Origin of the sequence: Tardiphaga sp. 839_C3_N1_4 (assembly GCF_051811045.1) — a bacterium.
In the GTDB taxonomy this organism is placed as follows: domain Bacteria; phylum Pseudomonadota; class Alphaproteobacteria; order Rhizobiales; family Xanthobacteraceae; genus Tardiphaga.
Genome location: NZ_JBPWQD010000001.1, coordinates 4,110,136 through 4,133,267 on the forward strand (window position 1 = coordinate 4,110,136; position 23,132 = coordinate 4,133,267).

The following is a 23,132-nucleotide window of genomic DNA, read 5'->3' on the forward strand; positions in this document are numbered from 1 at the left end:
CGTGAAGCTGTCAAACAGTAGCCCGTCATTGCGAGCGAAGCGAAGCAATCCAGTTCCTTATCGATGCAGGGCTGGATTGCTTCGTCGCAAGGGCTCCTCGCAATGACGGCTGTGGTGTGAGCGGACTACCACTTCTCTCCGAACGGGCGGATCTCCAGCTCGAACGTCCAGGCGCTCCGCGGCTGCTGATAGAGCTGCCAGTATGACTGAGCGACCGATGCCGGTGGCATCAATAAATCGGGATTGTTCAGCGCGTCCTTGCCCCACATCTGCTCGCGGCGCTCGCGTACCCAGGCGGTGTCGACGCCGCTGTCGATGATCAGATGGGCGACATGGATGTTCTTCGGTCCGAGTTCGCGGGCCATCGCCTGAGCTACTGCACGCAATCCGAATTTGGCTGATGCAAAAGCGGCAAAGCCACTGCCGCCACGCAAGCTCGCGGTGGCGCCAGTGAAAAAGATGTTGCCCTGGCCACGCGGCATCATCAGCCGCGCAGCTTCGCGTCCGGCCAGGAAGCCGGAATAGCAGGCCATCTCCCAGACCTTGCGAAATACCCGCTCGGTCGTCTCCAGGATCGGGAAATTCACATTGGCGCCGACATTGAAGATGCAGACCTCCAATGGCGCATGCGCATCGGCGTCATCGAGGAAGGCGGCGATCTCGTCTTCCTTGCGGGCATCCAGCGAGCGCGCCACGATCGTGCCACCCATGGCCTCAATCTCCGCCACCAAAGGCGCCAGCTTGTCGCCGTTGCGGCGCCCGGCGAACACCGTGAAACCTTCGGCAGCAAATTTCTTGGCGATCTCGGCGCCGATATAGTCCCCGGCTCCGATGACAGCGACAGTGGCGTTGCGCTTCTGCATGAAACTCTCCCGTTACTTGCTGGCGCCGGTGATCAGTTCCTCGACTTCACGCAGCTGCTCCTTGCCGAAGAACATCTCGTTACCCACGAAGAAGGTCGGCGAGCCGAAGGCGCCGCGCTCGACGGCGGTCTGTGTGTTCGCCACCAGAACCGCCTTCACCTCGGGCTCCTGTCCGCGTGCGAACAATCTTGCGCCATCGAGACCCGAGTCGGTGAGCGCTTTGATGGCCACTTCGGGGTCGTCCATCTTCTTTGGCTCACCCCACATATGATGGAATGCCGCCTCGACGTATTTCTCGAACACGCCGTCAAGCTGTGCCGCGATGGCGACGCGCATCAGGTTCAGTGTGTTGACCGGAAAGAACGGATTCATCGTGTAGGGCTTGACGCCGAAACGCTTCACGAAGCGCTCGGTCTCGAGCTCATGAAATTCACGCTTGTTCTTGACGCCGGCATAGGTCTCGGCCGGCGAGCGATTGTTGGTGGCCTTGAAGATGCCCCCCAGCAGCACCGGGACGTATTCGAATGTCACGCCGGTGCGCGCTTCGATCGCCGGGATCGCCAGATGGCTGAGATAGGCGTTGGGGCTGCCGAAATCGAACAGGAATTGTGGCGACGTCTTGGTCAAGGCGGTCTCCCGAATTTTTATTGGGCGCAGTGTGGCGCAGCACGTGCGATGCGTCCACATCTTTTATGATGACCGTAATGCTATGGCTTGACGACACACAGTGTCAGATCAGACGCTGCACGGTCCGTTTGCGCCACACCAGCATGTAATAGCTCATCTGCAGAACAAACATGGCGCAGAAGGTGATAGGGTAGGCGGCCCAGACGCCATCGAGACCGATAGTGCGGCTGAGGATGACAGCCGAGGGCACCTCGATGGCAACGATGGCGAAAACCAGAAGCGCCAATGGTGCGAATACCGTTCCGCTGGCACGCATCATTCCGGAGAATGTTGTGGCCATGCCGAACAGGACCGAACTCCACAGTACAATGTGAAGCGACCGCTGTGCGAGTTCGAGGACCGCCGGATCGACAATGAAAAAGCTCATGAGGGTGCGGGAGAACAGGTAGGCGATCGCCACCAGTCCGCCGGTCAGGACGAGGTTCATCAGCAATCCGGTGCGGACGATGGCGCCGAGCCGGTCGGCCTGGCCGCGGCCGATGGCCTGCGCGCCGAAGATCGAGGCCGTAATCGAGATCGAAATGGCCGGAAACTGTACATAGCTCAAAATCTGGTTGACCGCGCCATAAGCGGCGGTCGCGTTGGAGCCGAAGCCGTTGACGAGGCCGAGCAGCACAAGTTCGGCGACCGACATTACGGCCATGCCGATCGCAGAAGGGATACCGATCCGCAACACCTTACGCAGCAGCGCGGGGTCAAGCCGTATTCTGCGCAGGAACTCCGCGTCGGGCGCGAGCGCGTGTTTCTTGCGGCGCAGGTACATGGCGAGCCAGAGCAGCGTGAACGCGCTCGACGCGGCCGCGGCGCAGGCAGCGCTGGCCACGCCAAGCCGCGGCAGGCCGAACCAGCCCTGGATCAGCGCCGGTGTGACGGTGAGGCCTATGAATGTGGATAGTGCCAGCGCCCATAGCGGCGTCACGGTGTCGCCGACGCCGCGCATCATCGATGTCATCAGAATGAAGATGAAGGTCGCCGGCATCGCCAGCATCATGATCCGGGCATAGGCGCTGGCCTGGTCGAGAACATCCGCCGGTGTCGCAAGCGCAACCATCATTGGTCGGCTCAACAGGCCGCCGAACACCGCGATGATGACCGCTAGCAGAAGAGCGACAGCGAGGGTCGTGCCGGCCACCGCCTTTACCTTGTGGCGCTCGCCCGCGCCCCAGGCCTGGCCAATCAGCACCGACGCGCCCGCTCCCAATCCCACGACGAAGGAGATGAAGAAAAACATTACCGGAAAGAACACCGATGCCGCCGCGAGCGCATCGACGCCGATCATCTGGCCGACATAGATGCTGTTGATGGTGCCGAATAGCGATTGCAGAATATTGCTCAGCATCATCGGTGCAAGGAAGGTGAGAAACGTCCTCCACAAAGGACGCGGTGTCATCGGCAAAGGCTCAGACATAGCGGGTTCTCGGTTGGCACGAAGACATAACGGTCCGTTAGCGCGCGTTGATGCGCACGGTGTTGTGGTGGTCGATGGGGCCGGGCGATCAGGCCGGTGGAGCGGCGGCCTGATCACGAAATGCGAGTATTACGATGTGATCGCGGATATCGACTGGCCAATCCGCGATGAGTTCGGTGAAGCGCCGTCGATCGCCGGCAAACAGCGCGCGCGACGCTTCCTCGAAGCCCGGCCGATCGCCGGCCATTGTCGACATGAAGTGATAGGCCGCATCGCGCGCGGCGCGTTGACGATCCCTGTCGCCGCTCGCGCGGCGGGCATTTTCTACCAGCTTGCGCAGCGCGACTGAGGCACCGCCCGGCTGTGCGCCGAGCCAATCCCAGTGTCGCGGCAATAGCGTTATCTCGCGGGCGACGACGCCGAGCTTCGGCCGGCCACGGCCACGGGGCTCAGCGGGTGCGTCGGTTTCCGGCTCGATGGCTATTGGCTGGGGCAGGCGAGCGACGATCTCGCGATGACTGCCGCGCAGATTGATATCGAGGGACTTGCCGGTGGCGTTGTCGAAAATGATGATCGGGTCGGCGATTGCGCCGGTCGCGATCTTGATTGCGATCGCCACCTCGGCCAATGGCCCAGAAGCCAGCAGCTTCGGGCCGGCAAAGGCGCTAAAGGGAGGAAAAGTCATTTCAGTCATGGGAATAAGCCCGTCTCATCATCAAGATCGACACTAATTATACCCGGATAATATATGTGTCAATATTACCCGGGCAATAATTAGGCGTGCCAGCCGCGAAGGATCGCCATGCTCACTGTCCATCACCTGAATAACTCGCGCTCCCAGCGCGTCCTGTGGCTGCTTGAGGAGCTCGGCACCCCCTATGAGATCATCAGATATAACCGGCAGCCCAACATGCTGGCGCCGCCGGAGCTGCGGGCGATCCATCCGCTCGGCAAGTCGCCTGTCATCACCGACAACGGCAACACGATCGCCGAGTCCGGTGCGATCGTCGAATATCTCGTCAAGACCTATGGCAATGGCTGGTTGATCCCGGCCGACAACACACCGGAGCGTCTGCGCTTCACTTACTGGCTGCACTATGCCGAGGGATCGGCGATGCCGCCGCTACTGTTGAAGCTCATCTTCATGATGCTGCCGAAGCGCGCGCCGTTGCTGATGCGCCCGGTGGTCAATGCCATCGCAGCGAAAGCGCTGAACACGTTGGTCGATCCGCAGCTCAAACAGCACATGGCGTTTTGGGAAGGCGAACTGTCGAAAAGCGAATGGTTCGCCGGCAACGAATTCACCGCCGCCGATATCCAGATGAGCTTCCCGCTCGAAGCTGCCTCGGCCCGCGCCGGATTGGAGCATGGCCATCCGAAGGCGATGGCATGGCTCGCGAAGATCCACGCGCGGCCCGCCTATCAGCGCGCGCTGGAGAAAGGCGGGCCGTATTCGGTAGGACGTTAGACCGCGGGGAAGCCGAACAGCTTCTGCGGATTGTTCGTGAGGATACGATTCCGCGTTGCCTCATCCGGCACCCACTCTGCTAGCAGGTCGAGCAGCTCGCTCACGCCCATCATCACGTCCCAGTTTGCCACATGCGGCCAGTCCGAGCCCCAGATGCAACGATCCGGATTGGCGGCGACCAGCTTCTGCGCGAACGGAATCGTATCGCTATAAGGCGGCCCACCCTGGATGCTGGTGCGATAAGCGCCGGACAGCCGCACCCATGCGCCGTCGCGCACGAGGCCGACCAGAGCGTCGAAGCCCGGATCTTTGATGCCGCGTGAGGTCGGGAAGTGTCCCATGTGGTCAACGAGGAATGGCACCGGCAGTTTCGCAAAGCGTGAGGCGAGAGCCGGAATATCCTTGGCATCGATCAGGAATTGCAGATGCCAGCCCATCTCGCGGCAGAGCGACGCATAGTCCTCAAGCTGCGCGAAACCCATCCCGCCGCCATAAAGCACGTTGAGCCGGAGGCCGACGCCGCCGGCTTCTTTCAGCGCGGCCTTCTCCTTCTCGGGGCAATCTAGTCCGATCACGGCGATGCCGCGCAGCCGCTGAGGATTGGCGGTGAGTGCATCCACCAGCAAGCGATTGTCCGTGCCATGCACGCTGACTTGCGTCAGTACGCCGTAAGTCATGCCGGTTGCATCGAGCATCGATAGATAAGACGCCGCCGTGGCTTCCGGCGGCGTGTAGCTGCGCCCGGCGACGAACGGATAGTCCGGCGGCAAGCCGATCACATGGGCATGCGTATCAACGGCACCCCGCGGCACGGTGAACCGTGTCGCGCTGCGCTGGGTCGGCTGCGGCCCCGGGCAAGCCCGGGGTTCGCTCGGGGATGAATCAGGCGTCTGCATAGAGAATACGTCCGCGGGTTTCAGGCAACGCATAGGCTGCAAGGAAGAACAGGCCGTAAGCCAGCACTGCGAAGATCGCGATGGCATTGCCGAGGCTGGTGGTATTGGACAGAGCGCCGACCAGGAACGGGAACAGAGCGCCGATGCCACGGCCGAAATTGTAGCAGAAGCCCTGACCAGATCCGCGCAGACGTGTTGGATAGAGCTCCGTGAGGAACGCGCCCATGCCGGAGAAGTAGCCCGACGCAAAGAAGCCGAGCGGGAAGCCGAGGATCCACAGCACTTCGTTGGTGAGCCTCACCTGTGTGTAGATCAGGATGACTGCGATGGCGCCGAGCGAGAAGGTCAGGAACAGGTTGCGGCGACCGATGCGGTCGGCGAGCCAGGCGCCGACGAGATAGCCGATGAAGGAGCCGACGATCAGCGCCGAGAGATAGCCGGTCGATGAGACGATCGACAGCTTGCGCTCGGTGGTGAGGAAGCGCGGCACCCAGAAGGTGATGGCGTAATAGCCACCCTGGCAACCGGTCGCAGCGAGCGACGCAAGGATCGTGGTCTTCAGCATCGGGCCGGCAAAGATTTCGCTGAGCTTGGGCCGATCGCCGCTGGCGTTCTGCCTGGCGCGGGTTTCCGCGGCGATGACCGGCTCTTCGACGTAGCGGCGCAGATACAGCACCAGCAAAGCCGGCAGTGCGCCGATGGCGAACATCCAGCGCCACGCCGTCTCTGGTGGGAGCCATGAGAACAGGACCGCTTGTGACAGCACCGCGAGACCCCAGCCGATTGCCCAGCCGGATTGCACCGAGCCGACAGCACGGCCGCGATATTGCGGACGGATGGCTTCGCCCATCAACACGGCGCCTGCGGCCCATTCACCGCCAAAGCCGATGCCGAGCAGCGCACGCGCCACCAGCAGCTGATCGAAGTTCTGCACGAAGGCACAGATCAGCGAGAAGAACGAGAACCAGAGGATTGTGAGCTGCAGCGTGCGGACGCGGCCGATACGGTCGGCAAGATAACCGCCGAGCCAGCCGCCGATGGCGGATGCGAGCAGTGTCACTGTGCCGGCGAGGCCGGCGGTGCCGGGATCGACGTTCCACATCACGATGATAGTGCCGATCACCAGCGGATAGATCATGAAATCCATGCCATCGAGCGCCCAGCCTGTGGCGCAGGCCCAGAATGTGCGGCGCTCGGGCGGATTCATGTCGCGATAGAAGGCCAGAAGGCTGGTGTCTTCGATCTCCGCGCGCTCGATGGCGCCGGGATCGGTTGGTCGGTTGCTGCTCATGATTGTTTCCCCCGTTTGTCATCTTGGTTCGGGGGGCGCTCACCGCGCGCCCCTGGGGGCACCGGATGTGTCATTGGACGTCAGTACCCAGATGCCTCAGCGCCACGCGTACGCGGATCAGGGGCACCAAGCAAGCCGTCTGGTGTCACGAGAATAGAATTGGCCGATGTCTGGCCCATCGGCTCGACGACCTTGTGGCCCATGGCACGCAGGGCATTAAGGGTCTCTTCGCTGAAGCCGCGTTCGATGCGAACTTCATCAGGCAGCCACTGGTGATGCAGGCGAGAGGTCGCGACTGCCGACATCACATCCATTCTGTAGTCGATCACATTGACGATCACCTGCAGCACCGTCGAGATGATGCGGCTGCCCCCGGGCGAGCCGGTGACGAGCACCGGCTTGCCGTCCTTCAGCACGATGGTCGGCGACATCGATGACAGCGGCCGCTTGCCGGGACCGGGCAGGTTGGCTTCGAAGCCGACAAGTCCATAGGCATTGGATGCGCCGGGCGCGGCGGTGAAATCATCCAGCTCGTTGTTGAGCAATACGCCGGTGCTATCGGCGATCAGGCCGACGCCATAGCTGAAGTTCAGTGTGTAGGTGTTGCTCACTGCGTTGCCGGCACTGTCGACCACCGAATAGTGGGTCGTATTCTGTCCTTCGCGCGGCGGTACGGCCGAGAGGGCATCGGTCCACGGCGTTGCCTTGCTGGGATCGATCGAGGCGCGCTGCCCGGCGGCGTAGTCCTTGGAAGTCAGCGTCGCGATCGGCGCGTTGACAAAAGCGGGATCGCCCAGATAGCGCGCGCGATCTGCATAAGCACGCTTCATGGCCTCGACCAGCAGATGCAGCGATGGTGCGGAGGCCTGCCGCATCTCGCCCATCGGAAAGCCTTCGAGAATATTCAGCGTCTCCAGCAGCACCGTTCCGCCGGATGATGGCAGCGGCATTGAGATGATGTCATAGCCGCGATAGCTGCCGCGGACCGGCGTACGAACCACGGGCTGATAGGTCTTGAGATCGTCTGCCGTGAAGATGCCGCCTGCTGCATTGATGCCGCTGACCAGCTTCTCGGCAACGGGGCCTTCATAGAAGCCGCGCGGTCCCTGTGCGGCAATCGCCGTGAGCGTTGTTGCGAGGTCTGTCTGGATCAACCGGTCGCCCTCGCGCAGCGAGGTGCCGTCATCACGCGAAAAGATCTTCTTTGTCGCGGGCCAGCGCACCAGGCGCCGGTGCCAATCCGGCAGTGTATCCGCACCATCGTCAGTCAGGATGAAGCCGTCGCGCGCCAGCGCAATCGCGGGCTGTAACAGATCCGACAACGTGAACTTGCCCGAGCCGTATTTCTCCAGCGCCAGCGCAAGTCCTGCGACCGTGCCGGGGATGCCGATGCCCAAAGCGGAATCGCGAGATTTCGCGGTGTCCGGCTTGCCGTCGCTGCCGAGAAACATGTTGCGGGTGGCAGCGGCCGGCGCGGTCTCGCGATAGTCGATGGTGACGTCTTCGCCGGAGGCTGTGTGAATCACCATGAAACCGCCACCGCCGATATTACCGGCGCGCGGATAGGTGACAGCCATGGCGAAACCGCTCGCAACGGCCGCATCGATCGCATTGCCCCCGCGCGCCATGACATCCGCGCCCACCTTGGCGGAGATTTTCTCCTGGGCGACGACCATGCCATGCTGGGCCGCGATGGGTTTGAGCGTGCCTGACGGTGCGGGGGTATAGATGTCGCGCGCCTGCTGCGCGTTTGTCGATGCCGGGACGACGAGTATAAATGCGAGTGCTGCGACGCACGTACAACGCAGGAAAGCAAACAGTGCCATCGATCACTCCGGCTGACAGCGGACATGATCGCATCGCCGTCTCGAATGCTATATGGCTTGTGAAACGTTCGAGACAACACTCTGTGATTCGCGGGGGATACCACGCATGGCGGTCGCCGCCGCTTCATCAGCCTCTGTGACAGCGGCGCCAAAGACCTACCCACCGCGCTCTGCGGTGATCAGCTGGATGTTTTTCGACTGGGCGGCCCAGCCTTACTTCAGTCTCATCACCACCTTTGTCTTCGCGCCCTATTTCGCCACGCGCGTGGCATCCGATGCGGCCACCGGACAATCGCTGTGGGGCTTCGCCACTGCTGCGGCCGGGTTGATCATCGCGCTGGCATCGCCGATGCTTGGCGCGATTGCCGATGCGAGCGGCCGCCGCAAGCCGTGGATCGCAAGCTTCGGTGCGATCTTCGTGATCGGCGCCTGCATCATGTGGATCGGCAAGCCCGGCGATCCCGCCATCATCCTGCCGCTGCTGATTGCCTATGGCTTGGCGACTATCGGCGTGGAATTTGCCACCGTGTTCAATAATGCGATGATGCCGACGCTGGTGCCGCCGGATAAAATCGGTCGCCTGTCCGGCTCGGGCTGGGCGCTCGGCTATGTCGGAGGTATCCTCAGCCTGATCATCGTACTCGGCTTCATGGCTGCGAACCCGACCACGGGGCGCACATTGTTCGGCCTGGTCCCGATCCTTGGCCTCGACCCCGCGACCTTCGAAGGCGATCGTATTTCGGCACCTCTGTCGGGATTGTGGTTCGTCGTCTTCGTACTGCCGATGTTTCTGCTGACGCCGGATTTTCCTGCGAAGGTTTCGCCCGGTAACGCCGTGCGTGCAGGTTTGACCGATCTCAGGCACACGCTAAGCGAATTGCCGAAGCATCGTTCGATGATGGCATTCCTGATTGCCAACATGATCTACACCGACGGGCTCGTATCGCTGTTCGCCTTCGGCGGCATCTATGCGGCAGGCACGTTCGGCTGGAATACGATTCAGATCGGCACATTCGGTATCATCCTGGCCATTGCCGGAACGTTCGGCGCCTTCATTGGCGGAAAACTCGACGATGCGTTCGGACCAAAGCGTGTGATCACCGGCAGCATCCTGCTGCTGCTGACCTCGATCATCGCGATCCTGCTGATTGATCGCGAAACCATCTTCTTCATCAAGGTCGCGCCGCCGGTGCCAGGCGGCGGCCTGTTCGCGGCGCCTGCGGAGAAGGCCTATCTCGCACTGGGTTGCCTGATCGGCATGGCGGGCGGTCCGCTGCAGGCGGCATCGCGCACGCTGCTGATCCGGCTGGCGCCGCAGGATCGCATCGCGCAGTTCTTCGGCCTGTTCGCGCTGACAGGGAAGGTAACGTCCTTCATGGGGCCGCTACTGATCGGCCTCGTCACCGCTGTCACCGCCAGCCAGAAGGCCGGCATGGCGGTGCTGGTGCTGTTCTTTGTCGGAGGCCTCGGCCTGCTCGCACGGGTGCGGGAAGACTAGGGTGCGCGTCCCGGGATATCTCCGATCGAATCCTTATTTCGCTCAGCAGCGGTGAGCATTTCGACAAAGGCGGTCACCTTGCGCGGCCGGAATTGTGCTGCAGGGTAAACGGTGTAGATGCCGCCGGACGGCAGCTGCCATTCCGGGAGGGCGTGGCTCAGCCGCCCTGAGGCTAGATCTTCGGCCACCAGGAAATCCGGCAAAACCGAAAGGCCGCCACCAGCTCTGACTGCCGCGAGTACCCCTGGCGTCGTGTCGATGCCCATGCTCGCCTGCATGCGCACGGTCCGTCGTTCGAGGTCGCTGCGCGAGAACTGACACAGTAGCGGTTCGCGCAGTGCCATGTTGGCAATGAACGGCAGCGCAGCGAGATCCTTTGGATCGTAGGTGGCCGCGATTCGATCCGCGAATGCAGGGGCACCGACCAGCAATTGTCGGAAGGATCCGATCTTGCGCGCCTGCAGGCTGGAATCTGCGAGCCAGCCGACCCGGATCGCCATGTCTATCTTGCCGGAGGTGAGATCCATCGTCTGGTCGCTTAGCGTCTGCTCCACGCGGCAGCCGGGATAGCGCTTTGTGAAGGCCGTGACCACCGGAATGACCACTGCGATACCGTAGTCGTTGGGCGCGGTGATGCGCAGGGTGCCGGTCGGCTCGGCGGCCGCTTGGGTGAGTTCGTTGAACGCATCCTCCGCTTCCCGCAAGATCATGACGCAACGTGCATGAAACATGCGGCCGGCCTCGGTCGGATGGACGCGCCGCGTGGTCCGGACGAGAAGGCTCGTCCGCAACTCCTGTTCGAGCTGCGTCACCTGCTGGCTCACCACGGCCTTGGTGATGCCGAGCCGCTCTGCCGCGCGCGTGAAGGAGCCTGTGTCAACGACAGCAGCGAAATAAGCCAGCCGGTTCAGGTTCATCGCTATGACCGTGAGGAACGGGATAGATTGTCAGTTAATAGCATACATTCTGTCTAGTTTGTCGGTCTTATTCGAGCATTTGCCGTGTGCCATAAATCGCGACCAAGGAGACCGATATGGCCGCTACAACGCACATCGCCTATCTCTTCGATCCGCTCTGCGGCTGGTGCTACGGCGCTTCCGCAATCCTCGAAAAGCTTGCCGCTCTGCCGGACTTTTCCATCGCGTTAGCTCCGACCGGGCATTTTGCCGGGTCTGGTGCCAGATCGATGGACAACGGTTTCGCTGCATTCGCCTGGGCCAATGACCAGCGCATTTCCCGCCTGAGCGGTCAGCCCTTCAGCGAAGCCTATCGCCGCAATGTCCTCGGGGATCACACGCGCCCCTTCGACTCTGGCCCGGCGACGCTGGCGATCACCGCAGTCGCACTCACTGCCCCGGACCGGGAGTTCGATGTTCTCAAGGCCATTCAGAATGCACGCTATGTCGAGGGCCGCGACAACACGGACATCTCGGTTCTCTCGCATGTGCTGCGCGCGTTGCAGTTGCCGGAGATCGCCGATCGCTTGGTCGCCCCTGATGACGCGTTGATCGCTGCTAACCGTACGCGCCTCGATACGGCACGCGTCGAGATGCGCCGATTTGGCGCCAATGGCGTCCCATCCCTCATTGTGGGCAACGGGGAGAGCCGACGTCTTGTCAGCGCGAGTAGTCTGTTCGGCAGCATGGAGACGCTCGTCGAGGAACTGAAGGCAGCCTGAGTTTTACCGATCAACAGCGACAGGCGAGCCACGCCTGAATTTTCCACTGCCCACTCTCACCAGGAGACGCCCATGTTCACCAGGAGAACCATCATGAAAACAACTCTTGCCGCCGGTGCAGTCGCTGTGTTCGCTCCAGAGGGAACGGGCTACGCGGCCGGTGGGCTTTCGTGGAAGCACTTCCCCGCCGGCCCAAAGGGTTTCTTTCGCGCCCCTGTGCTCATTACTGGGGCGTCCGAGGCTGTTCTGATCGATGGCGGCTTCACTTACTCCGACGGTCGGGCTGTAGCCGACGCAATCAAGGCGACGGGCAAGAAGCTCACCACCATCTATGTCAGCCAAGCCGACCCGGATTACTACTTCAGCCTCAAGCCAATTAAGGAAGCTTTCCCCGAAGCTCGAGTGATTGCAGCATCCGATACGGTGGCCGCCATCAACGGCAATGTGGAAAAGAAACTCGTAGTCTGGGGGCCGCAGCTTAAGGAAAACGGCCCGCAGACGCTTGCCGATGTCGTCATTCCCAAGGCTTTCGACGACAAGAAGCTCATCGTCGATGGTGAGACCATTGAGATCGTCGATGCAGAAGGGCTGGCCAGTCGGCGCTATCTCTTCGTGCCGTCGTTGAATGCGGTGTTTGGCGGGGTAATGATCTTTGCGGGTGTGTATGTCTGGACCGCCGATTCACCGACCAAGGAACAGCGCGCTGCATGGATCGCCAATCTCGATAAGATTACCGCCCGCAAGCCGGTAATCGTCGTGCCCGGTCACATGACGCCGGACGCTCCCACTGACCTTTCGGGTGTTGCGCACACCAAGGCCTACCTTGTTGCCTTCGAGGAAGAACTGGCCAAGGCCAAGGACTCGATAACGCTCAAGAGCGCCATGGAAGCCCGCTTCCCCGGTCTCGGCATGGGGGTTGCCCTCGACATCGGCTCCAAGGTCGCCACCGGCGAGATGAAGTGGGGCTGAGATGGGCGCCAATCTCGATCTGATCCGGGCTACCTATGAGGGATCATCATCGGAAGAGAACGGCCATAACCTGCTGGCCGCTCTCGCTCCTGATGCCGCGTGGACCGAAGCTGATGGTTTCCCTTACGCAGGAACTTACGTGGGGCCGGAGGCGATTGCGGCGGGTGTGTTTCGGCGCCTCGCCACCGAGTGGGTGGGTTACCGCGCCGATGTTCACACCTATCTCGAAGATGGCGACCGCGTCGCCGCCTTCGGCGTTTACTCTGGGACCTACAAGACGACGGGCAAGTCGATGCAGGCCGCCTTCGCACACCTCTACCTGGTGAGGGGCGGCAAGATCGGGCGCATGACGCAATATGTCGATACGCTCATGGTCCAGCAGGCCTTGGCTTTGTAGCCCGATCACGCCGCTCGATGCGCTGACTGAGAAGATCGATCATCTTGGTCTATCGGTTGGCCGTGGGCCGCTGGCTTAGCAGCCGGGGCTCCTTATGACCGCAACTAGTGCTTGAAGTGCCGGACGCCGGTGAACACCATGGCGATGCCGGCATCATCGGCAGCTTTGATCACTTCATCGTCGCGGATCGAACCGCCTGGCTGAATCACGGCCGTGGCTCCGGCCTCGATCGCCACCAATAGTCCGTCGGCGAAGGGGAAGAACGCATCCGATGCGACGACCGATCCTTTGGTCATAGGCTCGGCGAGTTTCAGTTCGGCAGCAGCATCCTGCGCCTTACGTGCGGCAATCCGAGCGGAATCGACCCGGCTCATCTGGCCTGCACCGATACCGACGGTGGCAAGGTCCTTCGCGTAAATGATCGTGTTCGATTTGACATGCTTGGCCACGCGGAATGCAAATTTGAGATCGCGCAATTCAGCCTCCGTCGGCTGTCGTTTGGTAACCGGCTTCAGGATCATGTCATCGACCACCGCATTGTCGCGGCTCTGTACCAGTAGGCCGCCAGCCACCGTCTTGTAGGTCAGGCCCGGCGCGCGCGGATCAGGCAGGCTGCCAGCCAGCAGAAGCCGGATATTGCGCCGTTTCGCGATAATCGCGATCGCTTCTTCGGTCGCGTCCGGCGCGATGATCACCTCGGTCAGGATCTCGGTGATGGTCTGCGCGGTCTCGGCGTCCAGCGTACGGTTCATGGCGATGATGCCGCCGAAGGCCGAAGTAGAATCGCAGGCCAGTGCCTTGCGATAGGCGTCGATCAGGTTGCTGCCTTCGGCCACGCCGCAGGGGTTGGCGTGCTTGACGATGACGCAGGCTGCGGTACGCTTTGGATCGAACTCGGCGATGCATTCATAGGCCGCATCGGTGTCGTTGATATTGTTATAGGACAGTTGCTTGCCCTGCACCTGCCGCGCCGAGGACACGCCGGGACGCAGTTCGGGCGTGCGATAGAACGCAGCGGTCTGGTGCGGGTTCTCGCCATAACGCAGCGCTTCGACGAGCTTGCCGCCGACGGCCCGGAAATCCGGCGCGTCGATTTTCAACTGATCGGCAAACCAGTTCGAGATCGCGGCGTCATAGGCTGCGGTGCGGGCATAGGCCTTGGCTGCGAGGCGGCGGCGCAGCGTCAGCGTGGTCGCGCCCTTGTTGGTGGCGAGTTCGTCGAGCACCGACTGATAGTCGGAGGGCTCGACGACGACGGTGACGTCGTCATGATTCTTGGAGGCTGCGCGGATCATTGCCGGACCGCCGATATCGATATTCTCAATACAATCCTCATAGGAGGCGTTCCTCGCGACGGTCTCCTCGAACGGATAGAGGTTCACGACGAGCAGATCGATCTGCGAAATTCCGTGATCCTTCATTGCCTTGGCGTGTTCGGCATTGTGGCGGATTGCCAGCAGGCCGCCATGAACCTTGGGATGCAGCGTCTTGACCCGGCCATCCATCATTTCCGGGAAGCCGGTGAGATCGGACACGTCGGAGACCTTCAGGCCCGCCGCGGCGATCGCCTTGGCGGTACCGCCGGTGGAGACGAGGTCGATGCCGTGTGCGGACAGCGCGCGTGCAAATTCGATCAGCCCGGACTTATCGGAAACGGACAATAGAGCGCGAGTAACCTTGCGCGGATGGTCGGTCATGATGCGTATCCCGTGGGAGAAGGATGCCGCGTAGCATGGTTTCGCGGTGCAAGAAACCGCAAGGGCTTGCATGCCAGCAATTTCGTTGTGAAGCCCTGATCTACAACGGCAATTCCGGCTCGCGGCGGGCGTTTCGTTTAGCAGTCGTCTGCGACGGCGAGGATGCCGAGCGGGCAAAACTCCAGCGAATACTGGAGGTCTGCTGGGCGTTCTGATGGATCACGATCTGGGCGCTCCGACGAGGTCCGTCATTGCCGGCCAGGAACACGCTGTCCTCCAGCTCAACCTTGTCGTCGAGGGCTTCGAAGGTCCAGACGTCGCGGTTCGGCAATACCAGCATGACGCCACGGGCGTCGCTGAGCCGGCTTGCCTTTACCGACGGGTGCAGATGGAAGCGCAAGGCGTAGTCGGTATTGCTGCCCTTCAGCCGCGCGCCGGGCGCCGCCGCTACGATGTCCTCGCCCTCGAGTTTTGAGCCATCCTCGGAGATCATCAGCACGCGCCGGTGCGTGACACCGAAGCGTGCGTGGTAGCCGTCATGCGAGGTGGTCAGTATGGTGCCGTTGGAGGTGATCTCGCGATAGCTCTCCACCACATGCGGGCCGTTGACGATCGGCGCGCCCTGCAGAAACTTCTTCATCGCGCTGCGTTCGACGAACTGGCACGACGAGGTGTTGTGATAGGTCATCGTCGAATGCGCCGGCGTGCCGCGTGCGAAAGAGCGCCAGTTGTCGCGCCCGGTCGACGGCATGCCGCAATTGATGACAATGCGGCTCGGGCCGGACGACAATTCGAACGACAGTGTGCCGGCGTGGGCGTCGTGGCTCACACTGGGCGGTGGTGGCGGGCCGGTGTCGATGATCACGGTCATCTGACCGGCTTCGAGACGCTGGAAGCCAGTATGCGGCATATGCGCCATCGGCACGCCGTGTGTGTCGTCATAAGCCAGCAGCGTCGCCAGCAAATGCGATGGTGCATTGCTCATGCCGTTGAACAGCGCGAACGAGCCGTCGCCATGGCGAAAGAACCGCAGCATCGGCATCATGCGGTCGATGGCGTTCAGCAGCGCCGGGGGCGGGGCTATATTGCGGGCGGCGAAAGTCTGTCGCAGTGGCAGAAAATCAATCAGCAATTCGATCAGTGCCCCGGGATTGCGCGAGATATGTCCGCCATCGGGGAGGATCTGGCGCTGTAATTCGTCGGAGAGTTTTCGTGTGGCGGTGCGGATGTGGCGCGCCTGATTGGCGAGGCAGAGTGAGGCGTAGCACAGCGCGATCAGTACCTGCAGCTTCGGCACGCCGTCAGGTGCGTGCGACAGCGCGTAGCGCAGCGAGCGAATCTCGCGGCTGAGCGAGCGGAGATAGCGGCGATAGAATTTGCCGTCGGTATCGCCGAGTACCAGTGGTGCCTGCGATAGTAGCGAGATCACACGGCGGGCGACGACGTCGGCGCGGCGTCCGACCGGGCGCTTGCGCGACGTATTCGACATCCAGTCGTCGATCAGCGAGCGCGCATTGGCGCGGGTGATGGCAGTGTCGGCGGCGCGCAGATGTCTCAGCCAGCCAAAGCCGAGCAGCGAGACTTCCCAGTCTTCCGACGGCGGTTCCAGGTCGAAGATCGAACGGCCGTGACAGGTCACGATCTTGCCGGCGAAGACGAAGCGCCCGGCATAGATTTCGGCGGCGCGGGTGGCATCGGTGGTGCGCAGATCATGCGGCGCGATGATCAGGCGATCTGTGCGTCCGGGCCAGAGCCGGGCCAGGGCTGCCGATCCGCCAGACGCGCGCGACATTGCGCTCCGCGCGAAGCGGCCGAGGATCAGCCCCGAGATACGTCTGCGATGTGCGACCACGCGCGCCTTGAACTGGAAGAGAAAGGGTTGTTGCGAATCCTTTTAGCCGGAAACGCGATCCGCACACAGTACAAGCAAGCCCCCTGTGGAAGCCTCGCGAATCGGGAGATTACTCTGTGAATATCAGGATTTAATCAGTCGCGCCGCATAGAAGCCGTCGAGCCCGCCAAGCCGGGGGTCGGCATGGGGCAGATGGCTCGGCAGAGTGCGCAGATCGCCATCGGAGGTGATGATCTCGGCAAGACCGGCCACTTCGCTGGCATCGGCCGGGGCGCGGCGCATGCTGGAATCCTTGGCCAGCAGGTCGGCGATGGCCTGTTCGCCTTCTTCGGGCTCCAGCGAACAGGTGCAATAGACCAGGGTTCCGCCGGGCTTCAGGATGGAGGCGGCCTTCTGTAGCAGGCGCCGTTGCAGCGCGGTCAGCATGACGATGTCGGAGTCTTGCTTGAGCCAGGCGACATCGGGGTGTCGCCGGATGGTGCCGGTGGACGAGCAGGGCGCGTCGAGCAACACGCCGTCAAAACCCTCGCCGGGATATTCGGTGCCGTCGACGACGACAGTTTCGGCTTCCAGCGACAGACGCGCCAGATTCTCGCGCAGCCGCGCCACGCGATTCGGCGAGCGGTCTACGGCCGTCACCTGAGCGCCGCCATGAACCAATTGCGCAGTCTTGCCGCCCGGTGCGGCGCAGAGATCGACGATGCGTTTGCCCTTGAGGTCGCCGAACAGTCGTGCCGGCAGTGCCGCCGCGGCGTCCTGCACCCACCACTGGCCGTCATCGAAGCCGGGCAGCATGGTCACCGAGCCCTGCAGCAGGGTTCGGACGGAACCTGTGGGGAGTACTTCGCCATGCAGGCGCATGGCCCAGGCATCGGCTTCGGATTTGACGGTGAGATCGAGTGACGGCTCATGGCTCAGCGCCACGGCCATTTCCTTCGCGGTCGTCTCGCCGTAATGCGCCGTCCAGCGCGCCATCAGCCAGGGCGGGATGTCGAGAGTCTGGGCGGCCACTTCGTCGATCAGCGGCTGGCCTTCGCGGGCGCAGCGCCGCAATACGGCATTGACCAGCCCGGCATATTTCGCGGCGCGCCGGTCGGACTGCACCATGCGGACTGACAGATCGACGGCGGCATGATCCGGCACGTCCATCCAGAGGATCTGGGCCGCGCCGATCAGGAGCGCACTTTGCGCACGCGGGGCATCGGTGGGGACGCCGCGGTCGAGCAGGCGGGAGAGAATATGCCCGAGCGTGCCGAGTCGGCGCAGGATCGTGGCAACCAGACGTCGCATCAGCGCGCGGTCGCGGTCGGATAGGGTTTTCAGGCCGGGATGGGCCGCGGCGCCTTCGAGTTGGTCGTCGAGGGTCCGATGCTTGTGCAATACGCCGTCGAGAATATCCGCCGCAATCCGTCGCGCGGCGAGGCCGGGGACCTCGGTTGGCGGTGCGTATCTTACTTGCGACATGCGAAAACATCACGACGGAGGGCGGGCAATGGCGCGGGCAGGCTCAGCATGCGGCCACTGGATGGGAGCGATTCTGTCGCATGCGAATATGCCAAATGTAAGAATCGCCCTTATATGCTCACAGTCGAACGGCAACTGTTCGACATTGATTTATGTAACGCGTGCCGCCCTTGCCGGTTCAGCAGGAAACCTGAGATGAACGACATTCCTTCCGAGTCCGCAACGTCTTTGCCGGAGCCTGAGCCGGCACCGAAGAAAGTTTTGACGCCCGCCGCGCAGCGTGCGCTGGCCGAGGCAGAAGAACGCCGGGCTGCAGCCGCAGCAGCACATACTGCGGCGAAAGCGAAAGAGTTCCAGGGACCTGAAGGCCCGGAGCCCACGCGCTTTGGCGACTGGGAACGTAAGGGCATTGCGTCCGACTTCTAACTCTTCGGATCACTGAGCCAGATTCTTCTGGCTGGTTGTTTCGACTCACATTATCGCAGGACGATGACCCCAGCATCGCGCATTCACCGTGCGTCGCCGTGGCGATCCCGCATGTCCGCGGCGATGCCGTGGGTATTAGTGCTTGGCCTGGCCGCCGGCACCATGCTGCCGGTGAAGCGTTGGCTGCCGTTCCTGCCCGGCGCGGATCAGACCGAGGCGGCCCGCGATTCCGAGGCGATCGTCAGGCGCGCCGGCAATGCTGAGGCGCGCTACTCGATCGAGATGCGCTATGCCATCGACGGCGATACTTTTGGCGCGCGCGTGCATCTTGGGTCGGGTGAAGACGTCAGCGTGCGCATTCGTTTGCGTGGCATCGATGCGCCGGAGCTGAAGGGGCAATGCGCGCGCGAGATCCAGAAAGCAGAAACCGCGACGGCTGCACTGACCAAGTTGCTCCGCGAGGGAAGTCTCACGATCTACAATATCGGGTCTGACAAATATCCCGGCCGCGTGGTCGCCGATGTCGCGACCAGGCAAACGCCCAACGTGTCTGCAGCAATGCTCAACGCAGGGCACGCGCGCCCGTATGGTGGCGGTCATCGTAGCGGCTGGTGCGATAGCCGATGAGATCAGCAAAACAAAAAGCCGCGCATCATGCGCGGCTTTTCAGAATGGCGAAGCTGCCAGCGATCAGCGCTGGGTGACGATCACCGGCGTGCCGACCGAGACGCGCGAATAGAGGTCGGTGATGTCTTCGTTGTACATGCGGACGCAACCGTAAGAGACATAGCCGCCGATCGAATTGGGGCGGTTGGTGCCGTGGATGGCATATTCGCCGCCGGCGAGGGTCATCGCAGCAACGCCCATCGGATTGGCTGGCGAACCGCCCGCAATCACATCGGGGATATTCGGATTGTCACGCTTGACGTCGGCTGGCGGAGCCCAGGCCGGCTGGCGGTACTTGCCGTCGATCTTGGTGGCGCCCGCCCACTGTTTGCCGGGCTTGCCGACGCCGACGGGATAGCGCACGGCCTGACCCTGTTCGAGCACGAGATACAGCTTACGCTCATTGGTCTTCACGACGATGGTGCCGGGGGCATAGTCGCCGTGGAAGCCGACCACATTGGGCGCTGCCTGCGCGGCGGGGGACATCAGGGCGCCAATGACAACGGTGGCTGCCAGCGCACCTGCAATCTTCAAGGACATCGATCTCTCCAGTTCGGCCCGGCCGTTGTGGCCGACGAGGTCGTGCCGCCCCTCAGGGCAGCGAAAACAATTGCACACGGGAAATTCTTGACCGGACGTGTAAACAACCGGTCTCTGCCGGCGCGGGGGAGTGCGCCAACGAGCGCCTAAAGAGGAAATCCGCTGAACAAAGTAAATGCCCGGAAAACAACACTCGCTCTAAATTGGCCAGCAGCGGCCATCTGCCCCTGACAATCGCGTGAGGCAGCCAGATGCGATGCGTTGGAGGTCACTAGGCCAGCGTAAAGGCCTCATGGACGGCGGATTGTACCGCGCCGCCGAGGACAGCGCCGCCACCGGCCACATAGATCCAGTCGCCAATAACTGTGGCGCCGACCGCATGGCGCGGGGTCAGCATCGGCGCGTGGCTCTGCCAGGTGTCGGAGGCCGGGTCGTAGCTTTCCATCTGTCCGTACACCTTGCCCTGGGTGAGCTGGCCGTTCTGCACCACGCCGGATTCGCCGCCCATCGCGAAGAGCCGGTCGCGATACACGACAAGGCCATGGCCCGAACGGGTCGTCGGCAGTGCGGCGCGCAGCTCCCATGTGTCGCGCTCGGGCAGATACACATGGTGCAGATCGGTATTGTACTCGAACGTATTGAAACGCCCGCCGATCACATGGATCACGCCGCGCGTGGCGACGCAGCCGACATGGTCGCGCGCACCGGGCAGTGCCTTGCGGGTCTCCCACTTGTCGGTCTTGGGATCATAGACTTCGTGCCAACTGACACTGGCGCGCTCAGCCGCCGGTTCCGACGCGCCGCCGATCAGATGGATTTTGCCGTTCAGCGCAACGGCAGCGCCGGCACCGCGTGGTCGCGGCAAGGGCGCGATCGTATCCCAGCGATTGGCAGCGACATCATAGGCATAGGCGTTCTGGTCCGAGCCGCGGTTCTGCTGCATGAAACCGCCGAGCGCATAGACGCGTCCGGCATCGGCAGCGACCGAAACATGGTTGGCGCCGCGCGGCAGGGGCGCTGCGTCGAGCCACTGATCCGAAGCGGGATCGTAGACGTGGTGATAGGGGCGGTCGACGCGGCCTTCGCCGTAGCCGCCGACGATATGCATGCGATCGGCCCATGATGTCGCCCAGGCCATCTCGCTGCGCGGTAACGGCAGTGCAGCGCGCGATGTCCACTTGCCCTGCGGTCCCTTCGGCGCGGGACTCTCAGTGACGCGCTGGGCTTCCTGCTCAGGCGTCATGTGATGCGGCACACCGCCCTGCAATTTGGCGTAGGGCTCTTTCGACGACGGGGCCGCGGGTAGTGCCGGATGACCGGCATGTTGTGCGCGGGCGGAAACTCCGCCCGCCACAACTGCAGCACTTCCCAACACGAATGACCGACGATCCATCACATCACTCCGTGTTCGCCGATAGATATGCGAGCAGTTACGCCCCCGGCTTCTTGTTCTGCCGGTGCTCGACGAGGTCCGTGACCACGGCGGGGTCGGCCAGTGTCGATGTATCACCCAGAGATGACGGTTCGTCTTCGGCGATCTTGCGCAGGATGCGGCGCATGATCTTGCCGGAGCGGGTCTTCGGCAGGCCCGGCGCGAACTGGATGAGGTCCGGCGAGGCGATTGGGCCGATATCCTTGCGGACCCAGGCTACCAGCTCCTTGCGCAGCTCTTCCGTCGGCTCGACGCCGTTCATCAGCGTGACGTAAGCGTAGATGCCCTGGCCCTTGATATCGTGCGGATAGCCGACCACGGCGGCTTCCGACACTTTCTCATGTGCGACCAGCGACGATTCCACTTCCGCAGTGCCCATGCGGTGGCCGGAGACATTGATGACGTCGTCGACGCGGCCGGTGATCCAGTAATAACCGTCGGCATCGCGGCGGCAGCCGTCGCCGGTGAAGTACTTGTTCTTGTAGGTCGAGAAATAGGTCTGCTCGAAACGGGCGTGATCGCCATAGACCGTCCGCATCTGGCCCGGCCACGACTTGGCAATGCACAGATTGCCCGAGGTCTCGCCGTCCAGCACCTTGCCATCGGCATCGACGATCTCGGGGACGACACCAAAGAACGGCCGCGTCGCCGAACCCGGCTTCAGTTTCGTAGCGCCGGGCAGCGGCGTGATGAGAATGCCGCCGGTTTCGGTCTGCCACCAGGTGTCGACGATCGGCGCACGCGCCTCGCCGACCACGTGATAGTACCACTCCCAGGCCTCCGGATTGATCGGCTCGCCGACCGAGCCCAGCAGGCGCAGGCTCTTGCGCGAGGTCTTCTTTACCGGCTCATCGCCGGCCTGCATCAGCGCGCGGATTGCGGTTGGCGCGGTGTAGAAGATGTTGACCTTGTGCTTGTCGATGACTTCCCAGAAGCGCGACATCGACGGATAGTTTGGCACGCCTTCGAACATCAGCGTGGTCGCGCCGTTGGCCAGCGGTCCGTAGAGAATGTAGCTGTGACCGGTAACCCAGCCGACATCGGCGGTGCACCAGTAGATATCGCCCTCATGATAGTCGAACACATACTGATGTGTCATCGAGGCGAACAACAGATAGCCGCCTGTGGTGTGCAGCACGCCCTTGGGCTGGCCGGTGGAGCCCGACGTGTAGAGGATGAACAGCGGATCTTCCGCATTCATCGGCTCGCAGGGGCATTCGGTGGTGACGACTTCGGCGGCTTCGCGATACCAGAAGTCACGGGCGGGATCCATGTTCACCGGTGTGCCGGTGTGCTTGACGACGACGACCCAGTCGACACCGCCGGCCTTCGCGACCGCGGCATCGACATTGTTCTTCAGCGGCACCTTCTTGCCGCCGCGCAGGCCTTCATCGGCGGTGATGATGATCTTCGACTGGCAGTCGGTGATGCGCTGCGCCAGCGAGTCCGGTGAAAAGCCGGCGAAGACGACAGAGTGGATCGCGCCGATGCGCGCGCAGGCGAGCATCGCGTAGGCCGCTTCCGGAATCATCGGCAGATAGATGGTGACGCGGTCGCCCTTGCCGACGTTGCGGTTGCGCAACACGTTGGCCATCTTGCAGACTTCGTCGTGCAGCTCCTGATAGCTGATGTGTTTCGACTGCGAGGGGTCATCCCCTTCCCAGATGATCGCGGTCTGATTGGCGCGCTTCGGCAGATGCCGGTCGATGCAATTATAGGCGGCGTTCAATACGCCATCCTCGAACCACTTGATCGAGATCTTGCCTGGGGCAAAGGACGTGTTTTCGATCTTGGTGGGGGCGTGGCTCCAGTTGAGGCGCTTGGCCTGCTCGGCCCAGAAGCCGTTGGAATCGCTGATCGAGCGTGCATACATCTCGTTGTATTTCGCGTCATCGACGAAGGCGCGCGTCGTCCACTCAGCCGGTACGTCGTAAATCTTGTCGGACATCGTCCCCTCCACCACCGTGCGACCGCTGCGCGAATTCGCCGCCAGCCGGTTCTCGTTGCGCGCAATATGCGCCGGCGCGAGATAGCTGGACAAGCGGGGCCGGACTAGGCCTTTGGTCGGTCCGTA

At 62.5% G+C, this 23,132-nt stretch carries 21 protein-coding genes; 7 read left to right on the forward strand and 14 right to left on the reverse strand.

Translation table 11 applies throughout. The features are described 5' to 3' along the window. Nucleotides 1–125: 125 nt before the first annotated feature. From AB8A38_RS19680 to AB8A38_RS19695, 4 genes are all read right to left on the reverse strand, one after another. Nucleotides 126–863 (reverse strand): SDR family oxidoreductase, encoded by a 738-nt coding sequence (locus AB8A38_RS19680; protein WP_439087131.1) that lies wholly within the window; start codon nucleotides 861–863, stop codon nucleotides 126–128. 12 nt (nucleotides 864–875) lie between these two features. Continuing rightward, entirely contained in the window at nucleotides 876–1,490 is a 615-nt protein-coding gene (locus tag AB8A38_RS19685) for a 2-hydroxychromene-2-carboxylate isomerase (RefSeq protein ID WP_315839899.1), read from the reverse strand. Nucleotides 1,491–1,593: 103 nt separating this feature from the next. Then, complete coding sequence (locus AB8A38_RS19690; RefSeq protein ID WP_244499663.1) at nucleotides 1,594–2,958, reverse strand: MATE family efflux transporter; 1,365 nt, start codon at nucleotides 2,956–2,958, stop codon at nucleotides 1,594–1,596. A gap of 88 nt (nucleotides 2,959–3,046) precedes the next feature. Next, nucleotides 3,047–3,652 (reverse strand): DUF2239 family protein, encoded by a 606-nt coding sequence (locus AB8A38_RS19695; protein ID WP_439087132.1) that lies wholly within the window; start codon nucleotides 3,650–3,652, stop codon nucleotides 3,047–3,049. A gap of 108 nt (nucleotides 3,653–3,760) precedes the next feature. Here AB8A38_RS19695 and AB8A38_RS19700 point away from each other — a divergent pair, with 108 nt between their 5' ends. Continuing rightward, nucleotides 3,761–4,426, forward strand: a complete 666-nt coding sequence (locus AB8A38_RS19700) for a glutathione S-transferase family protein (protein ID WP_439087133.1) — start codon at nucleotides 3,761–3,763, stop codon at nucleotides 4,424–4,426. On the opposite strand, the gene AB8A38_RS19705 is transcribed toward AB8A38_RS19700, so the two are convergent. The 3 genes from AB8A38_RS19705 to ggt all read right to left on the reverse strand — a co-directional run bounded on the left by AB8A38_RS19705 (nucleotide 4,423) and on the right by ggt (nucleotide 8,439). Further along, entirely contained in the window at nucleotides 4,423–5,322 is a 900-nt protein-coding gene (locus tag AB8A38_RS19705) for an amidohydrolase family protein (RefSeq protein WP_439087134.1), read from the reverse strand. The genes AB8A38_RS19700 and AB8A38_RS19705 overlap by 4 nt on opposite strands. Beyond that, nucleotides 5,309–6,613: an MFS transporter gene (locus AB8A38_RS19710; protein WP_439087135.1), complete on the reverse strand. Its 1,305-nt coding sequence runs from the start codon at nucleotides 6,611–6,613 to the stop codon at nucleotides 5,309–5,311. Before AB8A38_RS19710 ends, AB8A38_RS19705 begins: the two co-directional genes overlap by 14 nt. An 80-nt stretch (nucleotides 6,614–6,693) precedes the next feature. Beyond that, the gene (ggt, locus tag AB8A38_RS19715) at nucleotides 6,694–8,439 is read right to left on the reverse strand and encodes a gamma-glutamyltransferase (RefSeq protein WP_439087136.1); all 1,746 of its coding nucleotides are present in this window, start codon (nucleotides 8,437–8,439) and stop codon (nucleotides 6,694–6,696) included. A gap of 106 nt (nucleotides 8,440–8,545) precedes the next feature. Between ggt and AB8A38_RS19720 the strand changes: the two genes are divergently transcribed. Further along, nucleotides 8,546–9,937: an MFS transporter gene (locus tag AB8A38_RS19720; RefSeq protein WP_439087137.1), complete on the forward strand. Its 1,392-nt coding sequence runs from the start codon at nucleotides 8,546–8,548 to the stop codon at nucleotides 9,935–9,937. Here AB8A38_RS19720 and AB8A38_RS19725 read toward each other — a convergent pair. Then, nucleotides 9,934–10,854, reverse strand: a complete 921-nt coding sequence (locus AB8A38_RS19725) for a LysR family transcriptional regulator (protein ID WP_439087138.1) — start codon at nucleotides 10,852–10,854, stop codon at nucleotides 9,934–9,936. The genes AB8A38_RS19720 and AB8A38_RS19725 overlap by 4 nt on opposite strands. A 116-nt stretch (nucleotides 10,855–10,970) precedes the next feature. Here AB8A38_RS19725 and AB8A38_RS19730 point away from each other — a divergent pair, with 116 nt between their 5' ends. The 3 genes from AB8A38_RS19730 (at nucleotide 10,971) to AB8A38_RS19740 (ending at nucleotide 12,981) form a co-directional block, all read left to right on the forward strand. After that, nucleotides 10,971–11,615: a DsbA family protein gene (locus AB8A38_RS19730; RefSeq protein WP_439087139.1), complete on the forward strand. Its 645-nt coding sequence runs from the start codon at nucleotides 10,971–10,973 to the stop codon at nucleotides 11,613–11,615. Between the two features lie 72 nt (nucleotides 11,616–11,687). Further along, entirely contained in the window at nucleotides 11,688–12,584 is an 897-nt protein-coding gene (locus tag AB8A38_RS19735) for an MBL fold metallo-hydrolase (protein WP_439087140.1), read from the forward strand. Nucleotide 12,585: 1 nt separating this feature from the next. Then, nucleotides 12,586–12,981: a nuclear transport factor 2 family protein gene (locus AB8A38_RS19740; RefSeq protein ID WP_439087141.1), complete on the forward strand. Its 396-nt coding sequence runs from the start codon at nucleotides 12,586–12,588 to the stop codon at nucleotides 12,979–12,981. Nucleotides 12,982–13,085: 104 nt separating this feature from the next. Here AB8A38_RS19740 and purH read toward each other — a convergent pair whose 3' ends face one another. From purH to AB8A38_RS19755, 3 genes are all read right to left on the reverse strand, one after another. Continuing rightward, nucleotides 13,086–14,678, reverse strand: coding sequence for a bifunctional phosphoribosylaminoimidazolecarboxamide formyltransferase/IMP cyclohydrolase (purH, locus tag AB8A38_RS19745; RefSeq protein WP_439087142.1), 1,593 nt, complete (start codon nucleotides 14,676–14,678; stop codon nucleotides 13,086–13,088). Nucleotides 14,679–14,778: 100 nt separating this feature from the next. Next, entirely contained in the window at nucleotides 14,779–16,470 is a 1,692-nt protein-coding gene (locus AB8A38_RS19750; RefSeq protein ID WP_439087143.1) for a heparinase II/III family protein, read from the reverse strand. A gap of 183 nt (nucleotides 16,471–16,653) precedes the next feature. Continuing rightward, on the reverse strand, nucleotides 16,654–17,994 hold the full coding sequence (locus AB8A38_RS19755) for an RsmB/NOP family class I SAM-dependent RNA methyltransferase (protein ID WP_439087144.1): 1,341 nt from the start codon (nucleotides 17,992–17,994) through the stop codon (nucleotides 16,654–16,656). Between the two features lie 195 nt (nucleotides 17,995–18,189). On the opposite strand from AB8A38_RS19755, the gene AB8A38_RS19760 reads away from it, so the two are divergent. Beyond that, complete coding sequence (locus tag AB8A38_RS19760; protein ID WP_115033144.1) at nucleotides 18,190–18,420, forward strand: DUF1674 domain-containing protein; 231 nt, start codon at nucleotides 18,190–18,192, stop codon at nucleotides 18,418–18,420. A 111-nt stretch (nucleotides 18,421–18,531) separates the two neighbouring features. Then, complete coding sequence (locus AB8A38_RS19765; RefSeq protein ID WP_439087145.1) at nucleotides 18,532–19,047, forward strand: thermonuclease family protein; 516 nt, start codon at nucleotides 18,532–18,534, stop codon at nucleotides 19,045–19,047. A 63-nt stretch (nucleotides 19,048–19,110) separates the two neighbouring features. Here AB8A38_RS19765 and AB8A38_RS19770 read toward each other — a convergent pair whose 3' ends face one another. The 3 genes from AB8A38_RS19770 to acs form a co-directional block, all read right to left on the reverse strand. After that, the gene (locus AB8A38_RS19770; RefSeq protein ID WP_439087146.1) at nucleotides 19,111–19,626 is read right to left on the reverse strand and encodes a L,D-transpeptidase; all 516 of its coding nucleotides are present in this window, start codon (nucleotides 19,624–19,626) and stop codon (nucleotides 19,111–19,113) included. A 271-nt stretch (nucleotides 19,627–19,897) separates the two neighbouring features. Then, nucleotides 19,898–21,019: a Kelch repeat-containing protein gene (locus AB8A38_RS19775; protein ID WP_439087147.1), complete on the reverse strand. Its 1,122-nt coding sequence runs from the start codon at nucleotides 21,017–21,019 to the stop codon at nucleotides 19,898–19,900. 37 nt (nucleotides 21,020–21,056) lie between these two features. Continuing rightward, a complete protein-coding gene (gene acs / locus AB8A38_RS19780) occupies nucleotides 21,057–23,006 on the reverse strand; it encodes an acetate--CoA ligase (RefSeq protein WP_439088561.1) in 1,950 nt (649 codons plus the stop codon). Nucleotides 23,007–23,132: the final 126 nt, after the last annotated feature.

Coding starts and splice junctions, on each gene's coding strand:
- AB8A38_RS19680 (WP_439087131.1), bottom strand. CDS start 863: ATGCAGAAGCGCAACGCCACTGTCGCTGTCATCGGAGCCGGGGACTAT.
- AB8A38_RS19690 (WP_244499663.1), bottom strand. CDS start 2,958: ATGTCTGAGCCTTTGCCGATGACACCGCGTCCTTTGTGGAGGACGTTT.
- AB8A38_RS19695 (WP_439087132.1), bottom strand. CDS start 3,652: ATGACTGAAATGACTTTTCCTCCCTTTAGCGCCTTTGCCGGCCCGAAG.
- AB8A38_RS19700 (WP_439087133.1), top strand. CDS start 3,761: ATGCTCACTGTCCATCACCTGAATAACTCGCGCTCCCAGCGCGTCCTG.
- AB8A38_RS19705 (WP_439087134.1), bottom strand. CDS start 5,322: ATGCAGACGCCTGATTCATCCCCGAGCGAACCCCGGGCTTGCCCGGGG.
- AB8A38_RS19710 (WP_439087135.1), bottom strand. CDS start 6,613: ATGAGCAGCAACCGACCAACCGATCCCGGCGCCATCGAGCGCGCGGAG.
- ggt (WP_439087136.1), bottom strand. CDS start 8,439: ATGGCACTGTTTGCTTTCCTGCGTTGTACGTGCGTCGCAGCACTCGCA.
- AB8A38_RS19720 (WP_439087137.1), top strand. CDS start 8,546: ATGGCGGTCGCCGCCGCTTCATCAGCCTCTGTGACAGCGGCGCCAAAG.
- AB8A38_RS19725 (WP_439087138.1), bottom strand. CDS start 10,854: ATGAACCTGAACCGGCTGGCTTATTTCGCTGCTGTCGTTGACACAGGC.
- AB8A38_RS19730 (WP_439087139.1), top strand. CDS start 10,971: ATGGCCGCTACAACGCACATCGCCTATCTCTTCGATCCGCTCTGCGGC.
- AB8A38_RS19735 (WP_439087140.1), top strand. CDS start 11,688: ATGTTCACCAGGAGAACCATCATGAAAACAACTCTTGCCGCCGGTGCA.
- AB8A38_RS19740 (WP_439087141.1), top strand. CDS start 12,586: ATGGGCGCCAATCTCGATCTGATCCGGGCTACCTATGAGGGATCATCA.
- purH (WP_439087142.1), bottom strand. CDS start 14,678: ATGACCGACCATCCGCGCAAGGTTACTCGCGCTCTATTGTCCGTTTCC.
- AB8A38_RS19750 (WP_439087143.1), bottom strand. CDS start 16,470: ATGTCGCGCGCGTCTGGCGGATCGGCAGCCCTGGCCCGGCTCTGGCCC.
- AB8A38_RS19755 (WP_439087144.1), bottom strand. CDS start 17,994: ATGTCGCAAGTAAGATACGCACCGCCAACCGAGGTCCCCGGCCTCGCC.
- AB8A38_RS19760 (WP_115033144.1), top strand. CDS start 18,190: ATGAACGACATTCCTTCCGAGTCCGCAACGTCTTTGCCGGAGCCTGAG.
- AB8A38_RS19765 (WP_439087145.1), top strand. CDS start 18,532: ATGTCCGCGGCGATGCCGTGGGTATTAGTGCTTGGCCTGGCCGCCGGC.
- AB8A38_RS19770 (WP_439087146.1), bottom strand. CDS start 19,626: ATGTCCTTGAAGATTGCAGGTGCGCTGGCAGCCACCGTTGTCATTGGC.
- AB8A38_RS19775 (WP_439087147.1), bottom strand. CDS start 21,019: ATGGATCGTCGGTCATTCGTGTTGGGAAGTGCTGCAGTTGTGGCGGGC.
- acs (WP_439088561.1), bottom strand. CDS start 23,006: ATGTCCGACAAGATTTACGACGTACCGGCTGAGTGGACGACGCGCGCC.